The sequence below is a fragment of the Pseudobdellovibrionaceae bacterium genome, from assembly GCA_023898385.1.
In the GTDB taxonomy this organism is placed as follows: domain Bacteria; phylum Bdellovibrionota; class Bdellovibrionia; order Bdellovibrionales; family UBA1609.
In genome coordinates, this window is the sequence record CP060220.1 from 1,497,241 (window position 1) to 1,518,298 (window position 21,058).

General features: G+C 46.9%; 23 protein-coding genes. 11 read left to right on the top strand and 12 right to left on the bottom strand.

Annotated elements, in window-relative coordinates; genetic code table 11:
* Positions 1-31 precede the first annotated feature (31 nt).
* Positions 32-1,978, top strand: coding sequence for a response regulator (locus H6626_06620; protein ID USN48758.1), 1,947 nt, complete (start codon positions 32-34; stop codon positions 1,976-1,978).
* On the opposite strand, the gene H6626_06625 is transcribed toward H6626_06620, so the two are convergent.
* Positions 1,975-2,961 (bottom strand): hypothetical protein, encoded by a 987-nt coding sequence (locus H6626_06625; GenBank protein USN48759.1) that lies wholly within the window; start codon positions 2,959-2,961, stop codon positions 1,975-1,977. The genes H6626_06620 and H6626_06625 overlap by 4 nt on opposite strands.
* A gap of 217 nt (positions 2,962-3,178) precedes the next feature.
* On the opposite strand from H6626_06625, the gene kdsA reads away from it, so the two are divergent.
* Positions 3,179-4,081, top strand: a complete 903-nt coding sequence (gene kdsA / locus H6626_06630; protein ID USN48760.1) for a 3-deoxy-8-phosphooctulonate synthase — start codon at positions 3,179-3,181, stop codon at positions 4,079-4,081.
* A gap of 2 nt (positions 4,082-4,083) precedes the next feature.
* Positions 4,084-5,193, top strand: a complete 1,110-nt coding sequence (gene lptF / locus H6626_06635) for an LPS export ABC transporter permease LptF (protein ID USN48761.1) — start codon at positions 4,084-4,086, stop codon at positions 5,191-5,193.
* On the opposite strand, the gene H6626_06640 is transcribed toward lptF, so the two are convergent.
* The 3 genes from H6626_06640 to H6626_06650 form a co-directional block, all read right to left on the bottom strand.
* Positions 5,152-6,051, bottom strand: coding sequence for a DNA-protecting protein DprA (locus tag H6626_06640; GenBank protein ID USN48762.1), 900 nt, complete (start codon positions 6,049-6,051; stop codon positions 5,152-5,154). The genes lptF and H6626_06640 overlap by 42 nt on opposite strands.
* A gap of 76 nt (positions 6,052-6,127) precedes the next feature.
* Positions 6,128-8,188 (bottom strand): LysM peptidoglycan-binding domain-containing protein, encoded by a 2,061-nt coding sequence (locus H6626_06645; GenBank protein USN48763.1) that lies wholly within the window; start codon positions 8,186-8,188, stop codon positions 6,128-6,130.
* Positions 8,189-8,235: 47 nt separating this feature from the next.
* Positions 8,236-8,853 (bottom strand): tetratricopeptide repeat protein, encoded by a 618-nt coding sequence (locus H6626_06650; protein USN48764.1) that lies wholly within the window; start codon positions 8,851-8,853, stop codon positions 8,236-8,238.
* A 368-nt stretch (positions 8,854-9,221) separates the two neighbouring features.
* Between H6626_06650 and H6626_06655 the strand changes: the two genes are divergently transcribed.
* Entirely contained in the window at positions 9,222-10,100 is an 879-nt protein-coding gene (locus tag H6626_06655) for a ComEC/Rec2 family competence protein (GenBank protein ID USN48765.1), read from the top strand.
* Complete coding sequence (locus H6626_06660) at positions 10,097-10,882, top strand: hydrolase (protein USN48766.1); 786 nt, start codon at positions 10,097-10,099, stop codon at positions 10,880-10,882. Before H6626_06655 ends, H6626_06660 begins: the two co-directional genes overlap by 4 nt.
* Here the strand turns inward: H6626_06660 and ald are convergent.
* The 4 genes from ald to H6626_06680 form a co-directional block, all read right to left on the bottom strand.
* Positions 10,879-11,985 carry an alanine dehydrogenase gene (gene ald / locus H6626_06665; protein USN48767.1) on the bottom strand — a complete coding sequence of 369 codons (1,107 nt, stop codon included), beginning with the start codon at positions 11,983-11,985 and terminating at the stop codon, positions 10,879-10,881. The two genes, H6626_06660 and ald, sit on opposite strands and share 4 nt — an antisense overlap.
* Before the next feature lie 59 nt (positions 11,986-12,044).
* Complete coding sequence (locus H6626_06670; protein USN48768.1) at positions 12,045-12,953, bottom strand: UDP-3-O-acyl-N-acetylglucosamine deacetylase; 909 nt, start codon at positions 12,951-12,953, stop codon at positions 12,045-12,047.
* Between the two features lie 273 nt (positions 12,954-13,226).
* A complete protein-coding gene (locus H6626_06675) occupies positions 13,227-14,441 on the bottom strand; it encodes an HNH endonuclease (protein USN48769.1) in 1,215 nt (404 codons plus the stop codon).
* A gap of 93 nt (positions 14,442-14,534) precedes the next feature.
* The gene (locus H6626_06680; protein ID USN48770.1) at positions 14,535-14,702 is read right to left on the bottom strand and encodes a hypothetical protein; all 168 of its coding nucleotides are present in this window, start codon (positions 14,700-14,702) and stop codon (positions 14,535-14,537) included.
* A gap of 610 nt (positions 14,703-15,312) precedes the next feature.
* On the opposite strand from H6626_06680, the gene H6626_06685 reads away from it, so the two are divergent.
* Positions 15,313-15,756 (top strand): hypothetical protein, encoded by a 444-nt coding sequence (locus tag H6626_06685; protein USN48771.1) that lies wholly within the window; start codon positions 15,313-15,315, stop codon positions 15,754-15,756.
* Between the two features lie 81 nt (positions 15,757-15,837).
* On the opposite strand, the gene H6626_06690 is transcribed toward H6626_06685, so the two are convergent.
* Positions 15,838-16,083, bottom strand: coding sequence for a hypothetical protein (locus tag H6626_06690; protein USN48772.1), 246 nt, complete (start codon positions 16,081-16,083; stop codon positions 15,838-15,840).
* 306 nt (positions 16,084-16,389) lie between these two features.
* Here H6626_06690 and H6626_06695 point away from each other — a divergent pair, with 306 nt between their 5' ends.
* The 3 genes from H6626_06695 to H6626_06705 all read left to right on the top strand — a co-directional run bounded on the left by H6626_06695 (position 16,390) and on the right by H6626_06705 (position 17,319).
* Positions 16,390-16,650, top strand: coding sequence for a hypothetical protein (locus H6626_06695; GenBank protein ID USN48773.1), 261 nt, complete (start codon positions 16,390-16,392; stop codon positions 16,648-16,650).
* Positions 16,651-16,820: 170 nt separating this feature from the next.
* Positions 16,821-17,105, top strand: a complete 285-nt coding sequence (locus H6626_06700) for a BrnT family toxin (protein USN48774.1) — start codon at positions 16,821-16,823, stop codon at positions 17,103-17,105.
* Positions 17,089-17,319: a BrnA antitoxin family protein gene (locus H6626_06705; protein ID USN48775.1), complete on the top strand. Its 231-nt coding sequence runs from the start codon at positions 17,089-17,091 to the stop codon at positions 17,317-17,319. The genes H6626_06700 and H6626_06705 overlap by 17 nt, the downstream gene beginning before the upstream one ends.
* A 22-nt stretch (positions 17,320-17,341) precedes the next feature.
* Here H6626_06705 and ruvB read toward each other — a convergent pair whose 3' ends face one another.
* Genes ruvB through ruvC form a run of 3 tightly spaced genes read right to left on the bottom strand, consistent with a single transcriptional unit; the run spans position 17,342 to position 19,441 of the window.
* Positions 17,342-18,334 carry a Holliday junction branch migration DNA helicase RuvB gene (ruvB, locus tag H6626_06710; protein ID USN48776.1) on the bottom strand — a complete coding sequence of 331 codons (993 nt, stop codon included), beginning with the start codon at positions 18,332-18,334 and terminating at the stop codon, positions 17,342-17,344.
* A gap of 16 nt (positions 18,335-18,350) precedes the next feature.
* Positions 18,351-18,926: a Holliday junction branch migration protein RuvA gene (gene ruvA / locus H6626_06715; protein USN48777.1), complete on the bottom strand. Its 576-nt coding sequence runs from the start codon at positions 18,924-18,926 to the stop codon at positions 18,351-18,353.
* Positions 18,923-19,441 carry a crossover junction endodeoxyribonuclease RuvC gene (gene ruvC, locus H6626_06720; GenBank protein ID USN48778.1) on the bottom strand — a complete coding sequence of 173 codons (519 nt, stop codon included), beginning with the start codon at positions 19,439-19,441 and terminating at the stop codon, positions 18,923-18,925. Before ruvC ends, ruvA begins: the two co-directional genes overlap by 4 nt.
* A gap of 50 nt (positions 19,442-19,491) precedes the next feature.
* On the opposite strand from ruvC, the gene H6626_06725 reads away from it, so the two are divergent.
* Together H6626_06725 and efp are read left to right on the top strand one after the other, a co-directional pair.
* Complete coding sequence (locus tag H6626_06725; GenBank protein USN48779.1) at positions 19,492-20,292, top strand: tetratricopeptide repeat protein; 801 nt, start codon at positions 19,492-19,494, stop codon at positions 20,290-20,292.
* A 94-nt stretch (positions 20,293-20,386) separates the two neighbouring features.
* Positions 20,387-20,956: an elongation factor P gene (gene efp / locus H6626_06730; GenBank protein USN48780.1), complete on the top strand. Its 570-nt coding sequence runs from the start codon at positions 20,387-20,389 to the stop codon at positions 20,954-20,956.
* Positions 20,957-21,058: the final 102 nt, after the last annotated feature.

The following is a 21,058-nucleotide window of genomic DNA, read 5'->3' on the forward strand; positions in this document are numbered from 1 at the left end:
AGATTTTTTAAGCCTCTACCGATAAAGAATTATGCAGAAAAAAGACATCCAGATCTTAATAGTTGATGATGATGAAACCATGGGCAAGGCCATGAAAGCCGCTTTGGAACGAGAGGGTTATTCGGCCACCATGGTTTCCAGCTCCAATGAAGCCCTGTCGCTTTTTAAAGTGCATGACTATCGTGCGGTGATTTCTGATTGCATGCTTCCCCGCATTGACGGCGTAAAGTTGATGGAACAAATGCGCGCCAGCGCGATGAACGAATTCTACCTGGTTTTAGTCAGCGGTATTTACAAAAATCGCGACTACATTCGAGAAGCCACGGCCCGCACCAACGCTCAGCTTTTTTTAACGAAGCCGTTTGATCTTGAAGAGCTCACTACAAAGATCAACGAACATTTCGCTGGCGAAATTGACACCGAAAGAACTCCCCTGCAGAAACTTCTCACCCTCGCCACCCCTTCCCGAGGCGACAGACAGCGGGCCCTGAGCGAAACAGAAAATATTCACGGATATGAGCTGCCATTTGTGTATTCAAATATCGCACAATCAGACCTTTCCGGCGTTTTGACTCTCTCTGCTGAGGGGCGAGATGATGAAAAAATTTACTTTTCAAAGGGCAAGATTTTTCGAGTTCATATCAATGACAAAGAATCTTATTTTGGAGTTCTCCTTATTGAAAAAGGCTTTACCACTCCTGCCGAAGTGGAAGCGGGACTGGCCTTAAGCGATAGCTCCAAACCCATTGGCAAAAGACTTGTGGATATTAACTCATTAAGCCCTCACGCGATTCAAGTTATTCAAATGGAACAAATGATGATTCGCCTCAGTAAAACAGTGCAAGACACTCACTTGACTATGTCGTTTGAAACTCAACCCGTAACGGTTGAAGAAGCTTACCTTGAGTCCACGCAGGTGTATCCATTGCTCAGCGATTGGGTGGCGTCTAAAATCTCTTTAGATTGGCTGAAATCCACTTACCTGACTTGGCTTGACTTTACTATTGCACCTGGACCGAACTCGGCCTCGATGGCAAGTTTGTCGCAACTTCATGTGGCGCAAAACACTCCCGGCATTGTCGAACAGCTCAAGGGCCAGCCCACAGTGCAAGAACTTTTTGAAAACACCGGTGCCAATGAAGAAGATGTGTATCGAAGCCTACACCTACTTCTCATTTCCGGCGCTATAAGCCTGGGACGAGCTGCGCAGAATCAGTCAGATTTTCAAAGAAGACTGCAACGGGTTCTACGCGTACAAAAAGACATTGAAGGCAAAAACCATTTTGAAGTGCTTGGCCTTAGTCAACAAGCTCGACCGAATGAAATCAACAGGGCCTACCATGACCTTGCAAAGGCGTTACATCCGGATAAGGTACCACTGCATGCGCCTGATGAACTTCGTAAAGTCACCGAGGATGTATTTGCTCGCATTAACAGTGCTTATAATGTGTTAAGCGACCAAAAAGGTCGTTTAAATTATCTAAAAGAGCTTGAGCACGGCAAAGTTGAAGAGGCCCTAGCTGCCGAAGAAAACTTCAATAAAGCCTATCGATCACTTATCTCTGGAAAATATCGCAAAGCCTACGAACGATTTAAGGAAGTGCATGCAATGAAGGGACACCGCGCCGACGTCCCTGCGTTTTTGGTATGGTCTGGAGTCAAAGCCGGAGGCGGACAGAAGAACCCCGTGGCTTGGGAAGAAAAAATGACTAAACTATTAAGCCAAGTGCCCCCAGAAGATCGTCATGCTGTGCCCTACTATATGGCCCGAGGCATGTACCATTCATTTATGGGCAACTTCGATAAAAGCTACAAATACTTTAAAAATGCCCTCGCGCAAGACCCCAACAATATTGCCATTAAGAGAGAACTCGCATCTCTTAAAAGTGCCGCCAGTCAACGCAAACAAAAAGGCGCTCTTTCTGGTGATTTTTCTTCAGTGGTGACAAAGTTTTTTAGAGGCAAAAAATCGAGTTAGTTTTTCTTGAAAAGGGCTTTCACAAAATCCTGTCTGGATTTTTCAAATTCTCCGTTCTTGTCTTCGATTTTTTCAGATCTTATCTTTTTGTTAAAGGCAATAATCGCCTTTCTATCGAAATGCTCTGAACTATCAATGGGAGCTTTATCTTTTAGATACTGAGTGAAGCGCTCTCGCCGTTGTTCACCGGACAAAACTGACACGGGCGCATGGGGTCCATCTCCCTGCCCTGACACCGCCGTTGAGGTTGAATTTTTAGATTCACCCCGAATGTGAATTTTATCAGGACTGTTGCTTTGGCCACCACCCACATAGTCAGAAGACGATTCGCCATCACTAGCAAAAGTGCCCTGCACATAAATTGAGTCATCCTCTTTGCGGGATTCTTTTGCGGAGCCAACGGTGACATTGTCATCTACAATCTCACCGCCCCCACGCACATAAATTCGATCGGAATCACCACGAGATGTTCCTGACCCTTCTGCCCCTGATGCAAGTGGATCGCCTTCCGCATCATCGGCAAACACACTGCCTGAAGCTACGGCGTTTGCCTGCGAGTCGGTTTCAGCTTCCAGGTTTTTTTGATTTTTAAAGCGACTGTATTTTTCAATGAGCGTATCAGGATTTTGTCCGCCGTGAACAGCCAACACGCCAATTAGTTTTTGGGCGCTCACTGGTGAATCCAAAACTTCGTCGATAGATTCTATACCGAACATCTCTTCCGGAATATTGTGTGCCGGTGATCGCAAAAGTATCATTTTCGGTAGGCCATTTCGCTTTTTGATTTTATTGGCTATTTCAAGGCCATTGATTTTTTTGCCCAGGGCACTTGCAATAATCATTTGTGGATTAAATCCTAAACGGACGGCTTCTAGTTTTTTTTGCGATTGCAGCCCCTCCACATCTAAACCCAGGCGCTTCAATAGTGTCTCTAAAAACAAAAGTTCGTTGTAATCGTCAATGGCCAGTAATATTCGATACATACCCCATTATTTGATCACACCGTTAGAGGGTCAAGAGTTGCCAAGACTTCACTTTAAAACTTGTTAAGAGTTAGGCCAACGCCTAGGAGCAAATCACTTGGACTTACTTAGAAAAAAATAATATACCTGAACAACCTAAAGACTAAAGGTGAGAGAATGAATCTTTCGCCCATGGCGCCAGCCAACTAATGACGCCCCGAGATAAGGACAAGACAATATGCAAACGGAACGAATAGAGACCATTGCCCTCCCTGACCGCCAATTCACCGTGGACTCACCACGTGGACCCGTGAAAATGGGATCTGGACATGATTTGGCACTAATTGCTGGACCCTGCGTCATTGATAGCCGTGAGTTGATCATGAAAACGGCAAAGTCGTTGGTGGAAATTGCGGACCGACTGGGTGTGGGACTGATTTTCAAAAGCTCCTATGAAAAAGACAATCGTGGCAGCGAAAAAAACTGGCGAGGCCCTTTGGCAGAAGAAGGATTAAAAATTTTAGCGGAGGTCCGCAAAGAGTATGGCCTTCCTGTTTTGACCGATATTCATCGAGTGGAAGATGTGAATTGGGTGGCCGAGCACGTGGATGTTTTGCAAATTCCAGCCTACATGTGCCAACAAACATCACTGGCCATTGCCTGTGGTGAAACAGGACGGCCTATCAACGTAAAAAAAGGCCAATTTTTAGCACCTGAAAACATGAGTGGTGTCGTGAGTAAGATTCAATCCACCGGAAATAAAAATATTTTGTTAACAGAACGCGGGGCTTGTTTTGGCTACAACAGGCTTGTGGCTGACATGCGCTCCATACCAATTATGCAACAACTCGGGACCCCTGTTTGCTTTGATGCTACCCATGTGATTCGTCTCTACGGAATTTCAAGTGCTGACCCCGCCGGTGGCGAGCCGCGTTTCGTGCCTCACCTTGTCTTGGCGTCCGTGGGCGCAGGCACTGACTCACTATTTATTGAAACTCACCCTGACCCGATGTCGGCAAAATGCGACGCGGCCTCGCAACTGAACCTTCAACACTTTGAAAATATGGTAAAAATGGCGCAAGCTGTAAGAAAGGCCATTGGAAGTCCAGAAAATGTTGGGCAGGTTCACATCGAGGGATAGTTTTGTTGAATATTTGGCGAAATCGGCTGGTCACTAAATACATTTTTTTTGAGTTGCTGCCGATTTTTGCCGTGGGCGTGTTGATTTTTATCAGCATCATTTTGATGTTTGAGTCCCTGCGCTTGTCTGAATATGTCATTGTCCACGGTGCCGACCTTTCGGCCATGCTTCGCATCTTGTTTTATTTGGCCATTAGTTTTCTACCCGTGATCTTTCCTATGAGCCTGCTGTTTGCCGTTATTCTCACTTACGGGCGCATGAGTGCTGATTCAGAAATTGTAGCCTTTAAATCCATAGGCCTTTCGATGTCATCCCTGGTCACGCCCGCTCTGCTTCTAGGCCTGATCACCACAGGCCTTTCCGCGCAAACAGCGTTTAGTATGGCGCCCTGGGGGCATCGACAAATGGAAGTTTTGATTCATGAGCTGGGTGCTGCGAAACCTGAAGCGTCCATTCGTGAAGGGGTGTTCTCTGAGGGATTCTATGACCTTGTTGTCTATTCGCAAAAGGTAGATACGAATAGTGGATGGTTAAAGCGGGTTTTTATTTACGATGAACGCGATGCCAATGCGCCCATGACAATTATTGCTCGAGAAGGAAAACTCGTTGCCGACCCCGATTCAATCAACAATAGCGCTCTGCTGCGACTGATTGATGGCAGCGTTCACGTCACTCGGGGCGATATTTATACAAAAGTAGATTTTGAAACCAACGATTTAAAATTATTCACCCCCATTAACATCACTGAAAAAAGCAAGACCCCACTGTCGCTGAATTTACAAGAACTCCGCCAGGCCACGTCTGATCCCACTCGTTCTGAAAACGAACGCCGCCTGCTCAACGTTGAGCTTCACCGCCGGTGGGCCATCTCGTTTGCCTGTTTGATATTGACCCTTGTCGGTGTGGGATTGGGCACTACCACGAATAAAAGATCCGGAAAATCAAGCGGCTTTGTGCTTTCTGTGGGGCTTGTCATGGCTTACTGGATTTTTTATGCCGGCCTTGAGAGTCTTGCAAAAGGTGGATCAGTTCCTGTAGCTCCAGCGCTGTGGGCTCCCAATTTAATATTTTTAGGAATCGGCATTTGGGCCTACCGCAGAACCACAGGATAAAATCATCGCCAGGTCCTTGTGGTCTCTTACAATGTGCGCCCCATCAAAGATGAGATCGAGGTTTCCCTGAGAGCCCCCTTGTCCGGGAAAAAAGGGCAACGTGGCAATTTCCCTGTCACACTCAAAAGCTGACCGCGCCGTGATCATAGTTCCGCTGCGACGTCGGGCCTGCACAACAAAGACTAAACAAGAAAGCGCTGCAATCAATCGATTACGATAGTGAAAGTGTCCCTTGAACATCGGTGAAAAGGGTGAAAACGGACTGATCATGGCACCGTCTGTTTCAATCACCGAGGGTACCCAGTTTTTTAATGCAGCCGGATAAATGTTCGATAAACCAGAGGGCAAAAAAACAAGAGTGGGTCGTTTTTTTCGTATGGATAAACTATGGGCTTTTTGATCCACGCCCATGGCCCCGCCGCTGACAACACCTAAGTCTTCTGAAATATCCAGAAGGCGTGGTATCTCATGCTCCATCCACATGAGGGCCTCGGGTGATGGCCGACGGCTGCCCACAACGGCAAGGAGAGAGTGCTTTAACCAACAAGGGGATCCAAAGTAACTTAAAATCAGCGGCGGCCGATCTTGAACCGCCAACGACTCTGGATAGTCGGCCCCACCTAAGACGCTCCAGCGGATATTATTTTGAAGGCACCAATCCAGTTCTCGTTTGGCCTCTTCAAACCAAAGCGGATTTTCACTCAGCCACGCGCGAAGCTTTGGATCATTCACCTCACGGGTCCACTGATTCGGACATTTTAGATAATCTCCGAGGCTTATAAGTTTATAAAAATTTTCTTTATCTATTGAGTGGCCCCGCCAGCTCAGCGTGGCCACTATATCAGTCCATGTGTACATGGAGAAATTAGGGTGCAAGAAAATGCCAAATCGGAAAAGTCTATTAACTCATCAGCGGCGTCCGGCAGGTCCGGATTTACTCTTCTTCGAATCCCTCCTCTTCAAAGGGCTCAGAGATTTCATCACCACCTTCTGACGTGCCATCGCCTTCGAAGACTTCGACGTCTTCTTCGTCAGAGCCAAAGCTTCCTGAATCACCATCGAAAGTCTCCTCAGCCGGCTCAGAAACAGAATCCTCTCCCTGCTGTCCACGTTGAGCTCTGGCTCGCTCCAGAAGTTCTAATGTTTCTGGAGAAAGAGCCTTTGAATCGGGAATTTCAATTTTTCCGATGGGCCCAAACCCCGTCACGTCGCCAGTGAGAATATCTGACCAGGCTCTCACAATAATAGCCGTACTTGATGTGGCATTCACATCCACCACCCGCAGCCAGCCCAAGGGTCGCAAATTTTCTAGCACCTGTGATGTACTGTTTCGTAGCTTTCTATTGGCACGAATAGGCAATATGTCGCCTCTGGTAAGCCCATCATTTTGTCCTTTATTAAGATAGACCAATGACTCACTGCCAATAATTTTTCGACGATTAGAAAACTGTCCGCCTACAATAAAGGCCTGCACATCTTTGGTTGGGCCTTTTTCAGTGATTTCAACCGTGCGAATTTCACCCATCAGAACACTACTACCCACTGTCACTGGGTTTACTATTCGTGTCACCAACGCGCGGAAGGTTTCACCCAGTCTAATTTCTTCTTCACTTTGCGTTCTCTCTGTTAAAACAATTTCACCTTGAATTTCTACAGCATATCCCAAATCACCGCCAGCATCTGGGTTGTCAGAAATCAACTGTCCTTGATTTTGGATAACCAGCAATTTGTCGCCCACTTTCGCTTGGCCTTTTCGCATTCGAACAAACACATATTGATAGGCGGTGGCCACACGGTTGCCCACTTCCACTTCATGGATAACGCCAATCTCTTCAGGAATCTTTTCTGAAACATAGGCCGTTAGTGGAATTTCATTTTTTACATCTAAAATTTTGCGACGCCCGTAATCGATGCCAGCATCATCATACTTGCCTGCCCCTGTGACCGTGTCTTGCCACGATGGCAAACTCGGTGGCAGCTCCATTACCACAGGCCTTGGTGTAAAAGACGGCGACGGGATTTCTAGTTCTTCTTCCTCCCCACCTACTCCGGGTGCGAAGGCCACCTCTTGTTCGCCCCCTTCTTCCGCAGCCTGTTCTTCTTCAGTCACTTCTGTGGTGACCTCTTCTTCAGTGGCCTCTGTTACTGTAAAGGCCGGCGCATCATTGAGATCACCCAGTAAAAATTGAATGCGATGACCTGGTTTAATTAAATGGGGATTTGTGATTTTACCGTTTAACGACCAAACCTTTGGCCAATAGTTACCATCTCCAAACAGTGTGGCGCTAATATCCCAAAGCGTGTCTCCATTTTGAATTTCATATATTTCACTTTGTCGTTCTGCCGCCACGGCCGACCACTGCTCCTGCGGGGTTTCTGACGCGTAGAAGTCCACGAAGATTTGATGTAACTTTGCTTCGTAGGCGAAATTGGGCTCATCATTTACTGGTGGCGCTTGACTGTAAGCGGGCTCCGCAGGCTCCAGTGGCTCAGCCGCTGGCTCGTCAAACATTGGCGGCTCTGTGGGTTCAGCTAGTTGTTCTTCTCCGCCAGCAGGGCTTTCTTCACCTAAAAGCTCATCGGCATTTTGCAACTCAGTATCTTCTTCAAGAGGCTCTACCTCTTCAAATTCAGCGGCAAAGTCATCGCCCCCTTCCTCTTCAGCGGCAGGCTCTGCCATTTCACCAGTTTCTTCAGACTCAACCACATTCTCTGGCTCGGAGGCCTCATCAGCCCCTTCTCCCACAGCCTCTGCCTCTCCGCCAGATTCTTCACTGAATTCAGCAAAGTCTTCTTCCTCATCCCATCCAGAATCTTCACCAGAATCACTGATGTCAGAAATATCAGCCTCGTCACCACTTTCAGAGAAAACTTCATCAATGTCTTCTTCTTGAGCCCAAGAGGGTGCGCCACCCAATATTACAAAGACGGGGATGCCCAGATTAAAAAGAAGTGGAAAAATTAAAAGTACATGAGCCAGTCGACTTCTCAGCATAACGTTGAACATCCTTGTTCCATTCCCGTAAAGGGGTCAAATTCCAATTAACGCAAAAGGCTCATCTGCTTTTTTGCAACTTCAGCCTCAGGACTTTTTGGATACAACTTCAATACTTCTGCATAAACGTCTGCAGCCCTCTGTGGAAGGTTGAGCTTTTCATAAGCTCGCGCTTTACCAATCAACGCTGCACTTCTCTTGTTGCCTTTGGGATATTTCTTCACCACTTCGTCAAAATACTTTAACGACTCGCCATAGTCGCCACGTGCAAAGTTTAGATCTCCCACCAAATAGGCGGAATTATCGGCAAAACTGCTGTTCGGGTATTGGCCGACGAGAGACTGATGCAGATTCTTTAAGGCGTCTTCTTGTTGACCCCTGTAAGCTTCGATCACTTCTTTATAGAGATCCTTTTCGCTCAATCTTTTTTGCGGTGAAGATGCCGGTGTTGGAACTGCGATACCAAAAACGCCTGCTTGTTTTCTTAACACGCGATTTTCATCTTTTAATTGATCTAACTCTTGTCGTTGTTTTTTAATGACCGTCGACAATCGGGCCACTTTTTCGGCATAGCCCTTGGGTGGGGCATCTGTGACACATCCGGCGATTGTCGAGCACACAACCCACATTAACATGCTGCGTGTAAGATTTGTCGACTTCACCATTCGTATCCCCCCACAATGTTCGTCGCCTCATGTAAAAGGTTATCCAAACTTATGGCTGTTGAAAAGTAAGTTCCGCCGCCACGGGTAAATAATGAGTTTTCAACAGTTATCCACAGGGTTTGTGGAATACAGCCATACCAAGACCTTAGACTTATCTACTGACAAGGTTTTTAGCTCGTTGCTGAAAATGTCAGCACGACCTAACTATTTGATTTTTATAAATTTTTCTAAATTTCGCCGAATTATTTAGTGTCCGACGGTCATGATCTGTAATTCGAACCCCCGGACACCTTAAATGTTCTTACCCTCTTTTAGGGCTTCGTAAAAAATTGGTACACCTTGCATAACTCATGAGCATGGCTGGTTTGATGGGTTTTCTCGGTATTTCTTTGTTGGGTTTGGGATTTGGACTGCATAGTTTTTTAGCAGATCTGTCGGAGCCGCTTCACAAGATATGTCTAAATTCAATGCCAGCAGCTTCTCATTGGAGGTTCGCCTACGCTTCTATCATTTGCGGTGCGCCACTGACGGAAGAAGCTCTGCGTCAATCGCTTTTGGCTGCCGGCCTTATCCACTTGCTTGTGGTGTCGGGGTTACACCTCGTGTTGATGCAGTCTTGGATTCAGATTCTGCTTCGTCCACTCAAGAATTTCACGCTGGCTCGACCTGCTTTAATTGTGGCCCTTTGCCTTTACGCTGCATCATGCCAACTAAACCCACCCATCACCAGAGCACTGATGGGGTTTTTTATTTCTAATTTGAATCAAAAGAGAAAATGGTTTCTCACTTCAGCAGAGCGGACCGCCTTGGCCGGCGTGACATGCCTAACCCTATTTCCCGAATGGTGGAGCTCCCTTTCGTTGCCACTCAGCTGGACGGCCACGTTGGCTTTAATCATTGCCCCCAAAAAACCGCTTTTTGCTGCATTAAGTGTTTATATATTTTTGATACCGCCGCTGCTTTCTCTGGGCATTCCGCACCCGGCTTCTGTTTTTGTTAATCTGCTGATTGCCCCCATTTTGGGGCATGTGCTGTTTCCGCTCAGCTTGTTGGCCAGTATGGCAAAGCCCTTAACGGTTTTGGCCGATGGACTTTGGACCCTGTGCTTTCAAGTTTTATCCCGACTTGAACCCCATTTGGGGGCACCCCAAAAGTTAGCCAGTCCCTCACTTTCTTTCCTTTGGATTTATTTACTGGGACTGCAACTTGTGGCCATAAAAAAATGTCGGCGAAGGACACGTCTATGATTCCACTTTGTCGCCGGTCTCTTATTATATCCGCTTTGTTTTTGTTTACCGCCAGTCGATGGGCCATCGCCCCTGGCCTGCCTGTGCAAGCCTGGATAGTTTGGAATGTGGGTCAGGGTCAGTGGGTTACTTGGGCCAAAGAAAATCATTGTTTGCATTTTGATATGGGTGGCGAGATGTGGCCAAAACAAGCGCTTAAAAAAATCTGCGGATCCCGACAAAACCAACTTTTTTTAACCCATGGCGACTGGGACCATATCAATAAAATTAAAGAAGCCCTTTCGGTTTTACCAAGCCTTTGTCTTCATTCAGCTCCCCTACATATGCTGAGTCCTCTCAAAAAAACACTGATCAACATGATTCCGGTATGCCACCAACTCGTTCACAAAGTGACTCGCCTGTACTCTCCGCCACCGCCTTCCGCAAACCCGCGCCAATCGACCAACGCCAACAGCACTGTGTTTACGGCGGGGCAAAAAATGCTCGTGCCGGGCGATAGCCTGAAAGCGCAAGAGCGGATTTGGAGCCAACAATTGGATTCAATATCAAAAGTTCGATGGCTTATTGCCGGTCACCACGGAAGCCACACCAGCACATCAGACCCCCTGCTTCGCCGCTTGCCAAAACTAAAACAGGTGATCGTGTCTGCTCGAAAAGAAAAGTATGGACACCCTCATAACCAAGTAAAAGCTCGCCTACAAAAACTAAAAATCCCCATGCTCCAAACAGAGCTATGGGGAAATATTTTTTTAATGGAAAATTCTAAATTAAAATCGGATTAAGGCTTGTACGGGCGATATTCCATATCAAGGTCACGCGCCACAGGTTCATAGGCCACATACCCACCGTACACGTTCAAACCCTTTAACAAGGCTGGATCTTGAGAAATGGCCTCTTCAACGCCCATGCGCGCCAGCATTGAACAGTACATGAATGTGGCATTGGTCAGTGCATACGTCGATGTTCGCGGAACCACTCCCGGCATATTCGGCACACAATAGTGAATCACTCCGTCCACTTCGTAAGTGGGTTCTGTGTGTGAAGTGGGCCTTGTTGTTTCAATGCATCCACCCTGGTCAACGGCTACGTCTACTACCACACTGCCAGGAGCCATTTTTCGAATCATTTCATGAGTGACCAAGGTGGGAGCTTTTTGTCCTGTTACCAAAACTCCACCAACCACCAGCTGGGATTGGGCCACTGCTTTTTCGCGGTTTTGAATGTTTGAATACAACGTATGAACACGTCCTTGAAAAACATCATCCAAATATTCAAGACGTGCGTGGTTCACATCGAGGATGATCACATCAGCTCCAAGACCGAGTGCCATTTTTGCAGCATTAATACCCACAACTCCGCCACCAATAATAGTGACTTTGGCTCGCTCCACTCCAGTGACACCACCTAATAAAACACCCATTCCGCCTTTGTCTTTTTGCAGATACTGAGCCCCAATTTGAGTGGCCATTCGACCAGCCACTTCACTCATCGGAGTCAACAAGGGCAACTTGCCATCCGCTGTTTGAATGGTTTCATAAGCGACGGCTTTCACCTTTCGCTCACACAACACTTTAGTCAATTTTGGCTCTGCAGCCAGATGAAGGTAAGTATATAAAACTTGATTCTCGCGCAGAAGATCATATTCATCGGGTAACGGCTCTTTTACCTTTACCACCATTTCAGCGCGCTCATAAACATCGGCAATGGTATCGACGATTTGGGCCCCCGCCTTTTCGTAGGCCTCGTTGGTTATTTGACTACCCACACCTGCATCTTTTTGAACTAATAACTTGTGCCCTTCAGCCACCAGCTGCTGAACACCCGCATCAGTTAACCCCACCCGGTTCTCACTAATTTTAATTTCTTTGGGAACCCCAATGATCATTTCCAGCTCCTTGCTTTACTAAAAAGTTCTTTTAGATAAAACAATTGCTGGCAGTAAGTCTACCACAAAGACCAATGGGTATGGGCACCAACATCCCGATCGGGCAACTGCGCTCCCAATTCAATATGTCGGTAACTGTCAGGCGACTCCAAAATTCGGCGCACCAACCGATTCATGATGTCGTGACCGGCCTTGTACAACACCAAATGCCCCATTAACGGCATGCCTAAGGTCACTAGATCACCCAGAGCATCCAACATTTTATGACGCACAAACTCATTTGAATAACGAAGCCCGTCAGGATTTAAGATCTCTTCACTATCTAGAACCACCGCGTTGTCTAGACTTCCGCCTTTGGCCAACCCCTTGGCCCGCAGGGCTTCCACATCTCTTAAGAACCCAAAAGTTCGGGCATTGGCTAGTTCCCGAGAAAACGTGTGCTCGGTGATATCGAGATCCAGCGTTTGCAACCCAATTTTTTTATGAGGGAATTCTATGGTGCAAGTGACCCGAAGCCCGTTATAAGGCTGCACGTAGGCGTGCTTTTCGTCGGTGCCGTAATAAATGGGCTGGGTGATGTAAGCGTATCTTCGAGGTTGTTCCTGTTCAACAACACCGGCATTCATCAGTGCCTCTAAAAATACTTGAGCACTGCCATCACCGATGGGTATCTCAGGGCCGTCTAATTCTATAAAGAGATTGTCCACTCGAAATGCGGCCAATGCTGATAAGCAGTGCTCTACGGTGGAAACCGAAAAGGCCTCGCCACTCAATGTGGTGGCGAGCTGAGTGGCCGTCACATAGTCGGCGCGAGCCGCCACCGCGGGCCGGCCCGGCATATCACTGCGAACAAAATAGATTCCTGTGTTTTCTGGAGCCGGGCAAAACGTCAAGCAGGCCGGTTGCCCCGTATGCAACCCAATGCCCTCGACCATGGCCCGTTTTCGAATGGTTCTTTGTAAGTACATGCTGTGTATTTATACAATTTAAGTGCCATAAGATAAGAGACCCCCTCCAGAGGAACCCGCGTTGATTTTATTGGGCTTTTCAGGATTTAGCGACGAGCACCCATAATGCGGCGCAATTCGATGTGGACTTAATTACACAGAGAGTGTGGACATTTTTGTTGGGGCCGGGAGTTTTGGGCTTCGCCCGAGGTCTTCGACAAAAACACCGAATATTGAACCGGGCACCTTGCCGAAACGATCACATAAAATTCGAATCACTCTGGTCATGTTTACTCAAGTCAGTCCGAAATGGGCCTGCATCGTTTGTTGCCCCAATGCTACAATAGCAAACCGCTGATTGCACGACCGGCAGGTCAGGCGCAAGTTAGACACGTCATTGCTCCCTCCGATACAGACCGGTTGGATATGATCATACTGTAGGGCATGCCCTGAACCAAAATGAACACATCGCCCCTGATCTCGGTGATACACCAGACGTTTTATCGATTGCGGAATTGCCGACCGCAGAGACTTCTGACGCAAACCTCCTTGTTGCGCCGTAGTTTTGCCGGCAGTTTGATAAATTTTCTGACCTGGCTTTTGCAGCATGAGGTTTTTGTTAGCCATTTTGAACAGTGCATGCTGGCGCCCTTGCCACAGAGGTACTTGTTGCGCCGTGGTCGTTTCGTTACTTCGGTGATCACTCTGGTTTGACCTTGTAACCTCAGCATCTTCAACGGCTTTATTGCAAAGTGAACGTGGATGCACTTGACGCGTCGATCCTTGTAGCGCCGTAGTTTTGTAACCTTTTTGGCGGTCCTTTTGGCTTGGCATTTTGGGCTCTAGGCCTCTTATAGCTATATCGCAAAGCGCATGCAGGAGGTCAGCATGAGTGGGGTGTGGCAATTTGTGCGCGAGGAGCCCTCGAAGTTTTGCTATTTTTTCTACTAGCGCGTGGTCAGCGATGATTTTTAGTTCCGTCAGCTCAGGTGAGACCACGCGAGTGGATTCTTTCGCTTTTACAGGACAAGAGCTCATCGCAAGTAGGGTTCGTTCACCTTCGCGGGTGGATTTATTTTCTAGCCTTGCCAAAACCTGGACTTTTTCAGATTTTGAAAGCCGAGTGTTTAATAATTTTTCTTCATGCCGGAAAAACTTTCTAGCCTCGGCCACATTGGTCAAAGTTAAAGTGCCATTTTCCAGCTTTTTCTCCACCTCTGGCACTTCGCGAATTATTCTCATCGCACTGATGCGTCTGTGGGCTTGGCTCTCTGAATAACCGAGAAGTCGTGTGGCGTAGTCAAACAAAGACGAACACCTGTAGGCGCTAAAAAGTCTGCGCCTTTCGATTTCAGCTAAGTGATGCAAAACTTTTGTGACAAGCTCTCGTTCCTGTCGAACAAGATCTTTAGTGGTTAAGTGTAGATCACTATCTGACAAGTCCTTTAACCGTTTCGGACAAACAGCGTTCAACGGCAATCTGTTTTCTGACAAATGCTTCGATGACATGAATTCTCCCTGGCTCAGTTATTAATGAACACTTATAGCACGGCATTTTTAGCGACTAATTTTTGCGAGCGCGAATAGAGATGTAAATGTGACCTAAAAAGCCTGAGGCTCCCCAACATGCGGCCAATGGGCCAAAACGACGCTTCGAAGCTGCAAAGATCGAAATAAACTCACCACTGCGGCAATATGGAGGGCGAAAAACACGTCAATATTTATTTCAAGAATGTTTTTACCCCGACTCAGTTTACGCAGCTCACTCACAATCGCCTATTTTAATACAGCACCCTGCCCTGGTCTTAATCAAAGTGCATTTTTCTTTTTTTGAGAAACCAAGGTGGCAATTTCGCTGGATGACTTCTCTTGCGGCGCCGCAAGTGATATTTCTGAAAAGATCGACATCCCATCCGGTCTAAGGGCGGTTGGCCCAAGATTCTGTGAGTCACAAATCCTGAGTCAGGCGGCGCTAACTTGCTAACAAATTTCTCTGCTTGTTTGCAAAGCAGTAAAATCACCACTCAGAGATCTTGCTAGGGAATGATCGGCTGTTCGAAGTATCAGATTTGGATAATTTCGAAAGCACCCCCTCTTGTGCCAAAGGTGTCAGAACTGGAATAACCACCAAGTGACTATTCGCGATTTTTTTTGGACAGGCTCATTGATGAATGCTAAATTTAGGTCGAATGAAAAAGGACGAACCATATAATGCCTCATTGAAGAGTGAAACTGCCCCTGAAAGGCTTTATTTTCGGCCTGCAAATCGAAAAGACCGAGATGCAATTTCAAGCCTAGTGTCGGATGGTAACCCGGCGCAAGAGCTGTCTGAAATTTACAAAATGACCAACTTCTAAAATTGTGCTACTTTTGCTGAGTTATGAAAAAATTTACTTTAAGATTGCCACTGCTGCTATTGGTTGGCTTGTGTCTTTGGGTGGCGATTTATCCAAATCAGCTTGAGCTTGTTGGGGACATTTTTTCAAAAGAGTTAACAAGAACTAGAGTAAAAGCCTTTGAAGAAGCTTTTAAAAAAAGAAATGTGAGCATTTATTTGAGCTCTATATGTGATCAAAGACTTAAAGATTTAGGTGACTTAAAAATTGAACCGTCAATATTCTGTACGGCTAAGGCCTGCCTCGAGTCAAACCCTTGTTGTAACATCTGTGGAGTGCATAGTTGGCGTATCGGTGATACAAATTTTTATCTGCTAAATAAGGACATACAAAACATCACATGTGAAGTGGACGGCTGTGGTAATATTAAGAAATGCAATCCAAAAGTAATCCTGTTGTCTGTTCTTCGTAAGAAATGTAGTGATTGACTCCCCCCTCGTGATTCCAACGCATGATTTGCCATGTAACTCAAAGGCCAATTGGATATAGCTCGTGCGAATTTGGCTGGGCTAGACTCGGTTTTCTATTCGAGGTGTACTCCAATAAAAACCCTTTTGTCGGAACAGAGGTGTGTTTGGATTTTTCTGCGAGCCGTTTAGCAAATGAAAAACACACTCGCCCGAAAATTCTGCCGTCAACCTCAACGTCAACGTCAACCTCAACGTCAACGTCAACGTCAACGCCAACGCCAACGCCAACGCCAACGCCAACGCCAACGCCAACGCCAACGCCAACGCCAAAAAGAGACCCGACATTCGATTCCGTGGCAAGGTCTACCATGGGGCCTGAAGACCTCTCAACATTACACCCCGCCGACCTTGACCTTCGATGGTGTGAATGGACTTCACGACCCTTCGCTACACGAACTTAAGCGGCCTTTCCGGCTACACCCTTCCCGCTAAATATTATGCATGGCTTGTTTTTCGCCATACCAAAGTCTCAACAGTAGCGCCTTATAATAACTAGTCACTCTTATTTTTCGGCAAGTTGTTTCATCGCCATACTAAGGGCAGACACGCTGGCTTCAACTTTTTTTCCACTTTTCCGATACGGCATTTGCTATGAAGTTATCTAAGACCTTCTTGCCCATTTCGCTTCTGTCATGGCTATTCCTTTGGGGATGTGCCTCAACCGACGATCTAGCCGACTCCAATGCTGAAAATCTCGGGGCTGAGCACTATGTTTTAGAATCCATGTACATTGAACGGCAAATGCCCCGTCGGCCAGCGGCGGAAGATGCCCGCTTTTTTTACAAAGAGTGTGAGTCGACCGATGGACGAGCCTATTACTCGAAAACCTCCTACGACTGCACTCAGCCCTAGGTTGTTGCTGACGGAAGTTTTTTCTCCACCACTGTGAATCTGTACAGCCTCAAATTGTCGCTCAGTTCACCTTTGTCGCATGAATTCATCAGTTAATGCAGGATCCATACGAATCAAACGGACGAAAATAGCCCTAGGCAAATTCATCAAAGTAACCTACAATGTAGTTGATGATTGTCAGCTGGGATCCCAATAAGGCCTCAACCAATCTTCAAAAACATGGGATTTCATTCGAAGTCGCAGCCACTGTGTTTAATGACTCCCACCACCTTTCGATTTTAAATGCCAAATCTCGGGGTAACGAACGCTGGGCGACTATTGGATTGGCGGCGTATAGAAAAACGTTGGTTGTTGTGCATACATATTTTGACGACCACTCGGGCAAATTTGTCCGAATTATTTCGGCCCGAAGGACGACCAAAAAGGAACGACAAGTTTATGAAAAAGGAATATGATTTTTCAAACGGTGTGCGAGGCAAGTTTCATCGGCCAAAAAAAGTGCAAAAAACTCTTCGGATCGATGAAGACATCTTAAATTATTTTAATCAAGCCGCCAAACGCACCGGCATCCCTTATCAGACACTCATCAACATGTGTTTGCGAAAATTTGCTAATGAAGAGTCCGAATTAGTCATTCACTTAGACGGCAACGGCAAAAAAACGGGTTGATTGAATGCCCGCTTCACTCGACCTAAACTTCTACCGGGTCCAAGTGATTGAGCGACAACTCTGTGATGACCCGACCGCGAGGCGTTTTCTGCAATAGCCCTTCTTGAATTAAAAATGGCTCGTAAACCTCTTCAAGCGTGTCGGCCTCTTCGCTCAATGCCGCCGATAAAGTATCGATGCCCACCGGGCCACCAGAGAATTTTTCTTTAATTAAAGTTAAAATTCGACGATCCATGGGATCTAACCCCAGACGATCCACTTCTAGCTGATCCAATGCATACTGTGCTTGTTCTGTTGTGATGTTTCCATCACCATGAACTTCGGCATAATCTCGCACCCGCTTGAGCAAGCGGTTGGCGATTCGTGGCGTACCACGAGAGCGCCGAGCAATCTCAAGAGCCCCGTCTTCCGTCAACAAAATGCCTAGCAAAGAGGCGGATCGTTTTAAAATGGCCACTAACGATGCTTTATCATAAAAAGTCAAACGCTCCACAATCCCAAATCGATCTCGAAACGGAGCCTTCAACAAACCCGATCGAGTGGTTGCGCCCACAAGTGTAAATGGAGCCAGTTGAAAACGCATGGTTCTCGCACCAAGCCCTTCACCCGTAATAATATCAATGCAGTAATCTTCCATGGCGCTGTAGAGATATTCTTCCACATCTTTGTTAAGACGATGGATTTCATCGATAAAAAATACCGAACCCGACGGCAAGCTTGTTAAAATGGCGGCCAAATCACCCTTTCGGTGCAACGCCGGACCGGAGGTGGCGCGAAACTCAGCTCCCATATCAAAGGCGATAATGTGAGCCAAAGTGGTCTTGCCTAAACCTGGTGGACCTGACAACAAAACATGATCGAGAGGCTCATTTCGTTTTTTCGCCGCTTCCACAAATACTTTTAACTTGGCTTTAACTTTATCTTGCCCCGGAAACTCAGAAAAAGCTTGCGGTCGCAAACTTTTGTCGAGCACCTGATCCAATTCAGTTTTTTCACCTTCTATAATTCGCGACATCTATTCCTCTGATTTCTTATAGTGGAGCAGTGAGTTTCGCTAGGCCCTCGCGAATGCCCTGTTGCACATCCATATTTCGAGGCATAACAGCCACCACAGCTTCCACTTCATTACTCCGAAACCCAAGGTTCACCAACGCCGATACGATGTCAGCTCGTGCGGCAAACTTCACAGCCGACGCCGACCCTTCATCAAGCACCAATTGACCTTTTAAACTCAATATAATCTGCTCGGCTGTTTTCTTTCCAATCTTTGGCAGCGCGGTAAGGGCCTTTACGTCACCTTCCTCAATCATTTGCACCAGATTTTCAATTGTGGTGCCCGATAAAATCTTTAGAGCCATCTTCGGCCCTATTCCCGAAATACTGTTGAGAGACAAAAATAATTTTTTTTCTGTTTGGTGACTAAATCCAAAGAGCTGAAACTGATCTTCTCGCACATGAGTGTGAATCCAGAGTTTCACCAATTCTTCTCCGGCCACATCACTTAAGGTGGTTGCCGAACAATGCACCTCATACCCCACCCCATTCACGTTCAAAACGAGCGTGTCAATACTCGACTCAATGATTGATCCCTGTAAATAAGCTATCATATCCGTTCCCTGTTAGGTTGAAGCCTCACCACTTGCAAAGACATTTGAGATCGCTTACGCGCATGACAAATGCCAATGGCCAAAGCATCGGAGGCGTCCAAACGCCCATCGCTGGCTATGCCCAAAAGGCGAAGGGCAATTAAGCGCACATGTTCTTTACTGGCGGCCCCTGATCCGGTCACGGCCTTTTTAACTTCTCGGGGTGTATACTCAAAAACACCGGCTCCGACGCGCGCTGCTTCCTGAAGACAAACTCCTCGAGCATGCCCCAGCTTGAAGGCGCTGTCGGCATTCTTGCCCAAAAAGACGCGTTCCACCGCAACTTCATCAGGAGTGTTTTTCGCTAAGATGTCTGCCAATTTATCTGAAAGATAAAGTAACTTCTGAGGTAATTCTAGCTTGGATGATATGGCAATTTCTCCATGCATCACATGCACGAGTCTATCCCCGTTTATATCTATGACAGCAAATCCAGTAAAACGGGTGCCAGGGTCTATGCTTAATATCCTCTTCATCGTCACCGTTCATCATTGAAAACCTGTTTTGGAAATGCAAGTATGAAATTATGGTGAAAATCAGCCCTGAGTTTATAGAACGCTATCAAGAAATGCTTGAAAAAGACCCTAACTCGCAGGTATTTGCCCCCCTAGCCGAAGCCTACCGGCAGATGGGGTTAATCGACGAAGGTCTTGAGGTCTGTGAGGCGGGGGTCAAAAAACACCCTCACTTTGCCGGAGGACGCGTTGCGCTAGCTCGCCTTTATTTGGCTTCCCAACGGCCGGCTGATGCTGTGGAGCATTTAGAAAAAGCCATTGAGCTTTCCCCCGAAAATGTGTTGGCCCATAGCCTTCGCGCTGAAACTTTTCGCCAACTGAAAGAGCCAAAACGAGCCTTGGAAGCGTACAAAATGCTGCTGTTCCTTAATCCCCAGCACGAGCAGGCCCAATTGGCGGTTAAAAAACTAGAAAGCCTCACTGCCGATGAGTTTTCTGATGATGTGTTTGCCATGAAGCGTCTTGATGATGTCATCCCACAATCCCAATCCGAACTGGGAATCGAAGATGAAGGCCCAGAAGTCACAGAGTCACGACACCTTGAGAGATATGTTTCCCTGGCGGATGCCTTCATCGTTCGCGGCGACTACACGCGCGCCCTTAAAACACTCAATGACGCCGAGGAGCAACTCGGCCCCAGCCCAGAGATCATAAAACGGCTGAAACTTATCCAAAATGCACAGTCTGAAGAGGACGACGAAGACGCCCCTCCCCCGCCTCAACGGCCCGATCCCCGGCAAGAGAAAATTGATTTACTCCGCGAACTCTTGCAGAAAGTGGATAGTTACAAAATTTCCGTAACGGCGCGGTAACTGGGTTTACTTATGCATGGGGTCGGGATAAATACATCCCTACTACAAAGACAAAAGCGGCGTTCACATTTGCCACTTCAGAAAAAGGGAAATCATGCACTCCACAAGCGACTTTAAAAAGGGATTGAAACTTCTCATCGACAGTGAACCCTACACGATTGTTGATTTTCAGCACGTAAAACCCGGCAAAGGCAACCAATTCACTCGAACAAAACTTAAAAACCTAATTACTGGATCCAACCTCGAGCGAACTTTTAAATCGGGTGAAAAGTTTGAAGTTCCCGACGTGGTTTATCGTGACATGGATTATCTTTATTCAGATGACTCGGGCTTCCACTTTATGGACCAAAGTAATTATGAACAACTCACACTCAGTGCAGAGGTCGTTGCCGATGGAGCTCATTTTCTCACCGAAAATCTGACCACAAAAATTTGTTTATTCAACGACCGAGCTGTGGGCGTTGAACTGCCCAACTCCGTCCAACTAAAAGTCGTGCAAACGGATCCCGGACTAAAGGGAAACACTGTTTCTAACACCACCAAACCCGCGACTTTAGAGACCGGACATGTGGTGCAGGTGCCTCTCCACACCAATGAGGGAGATGTGCTTAAAGTGGATACCCGTACGGGCGAGTACATGGAGCGCGTGAGCACCGGCAAATAGAATGCAGGCAAGCTTTTCCTAGCCCTCCTCCTAAGCCATAATTCGAGGCGTCAAGCCTCGCCGCCTCGGTCTTTCCAGCGGATAATATTGATTTGGGCAACT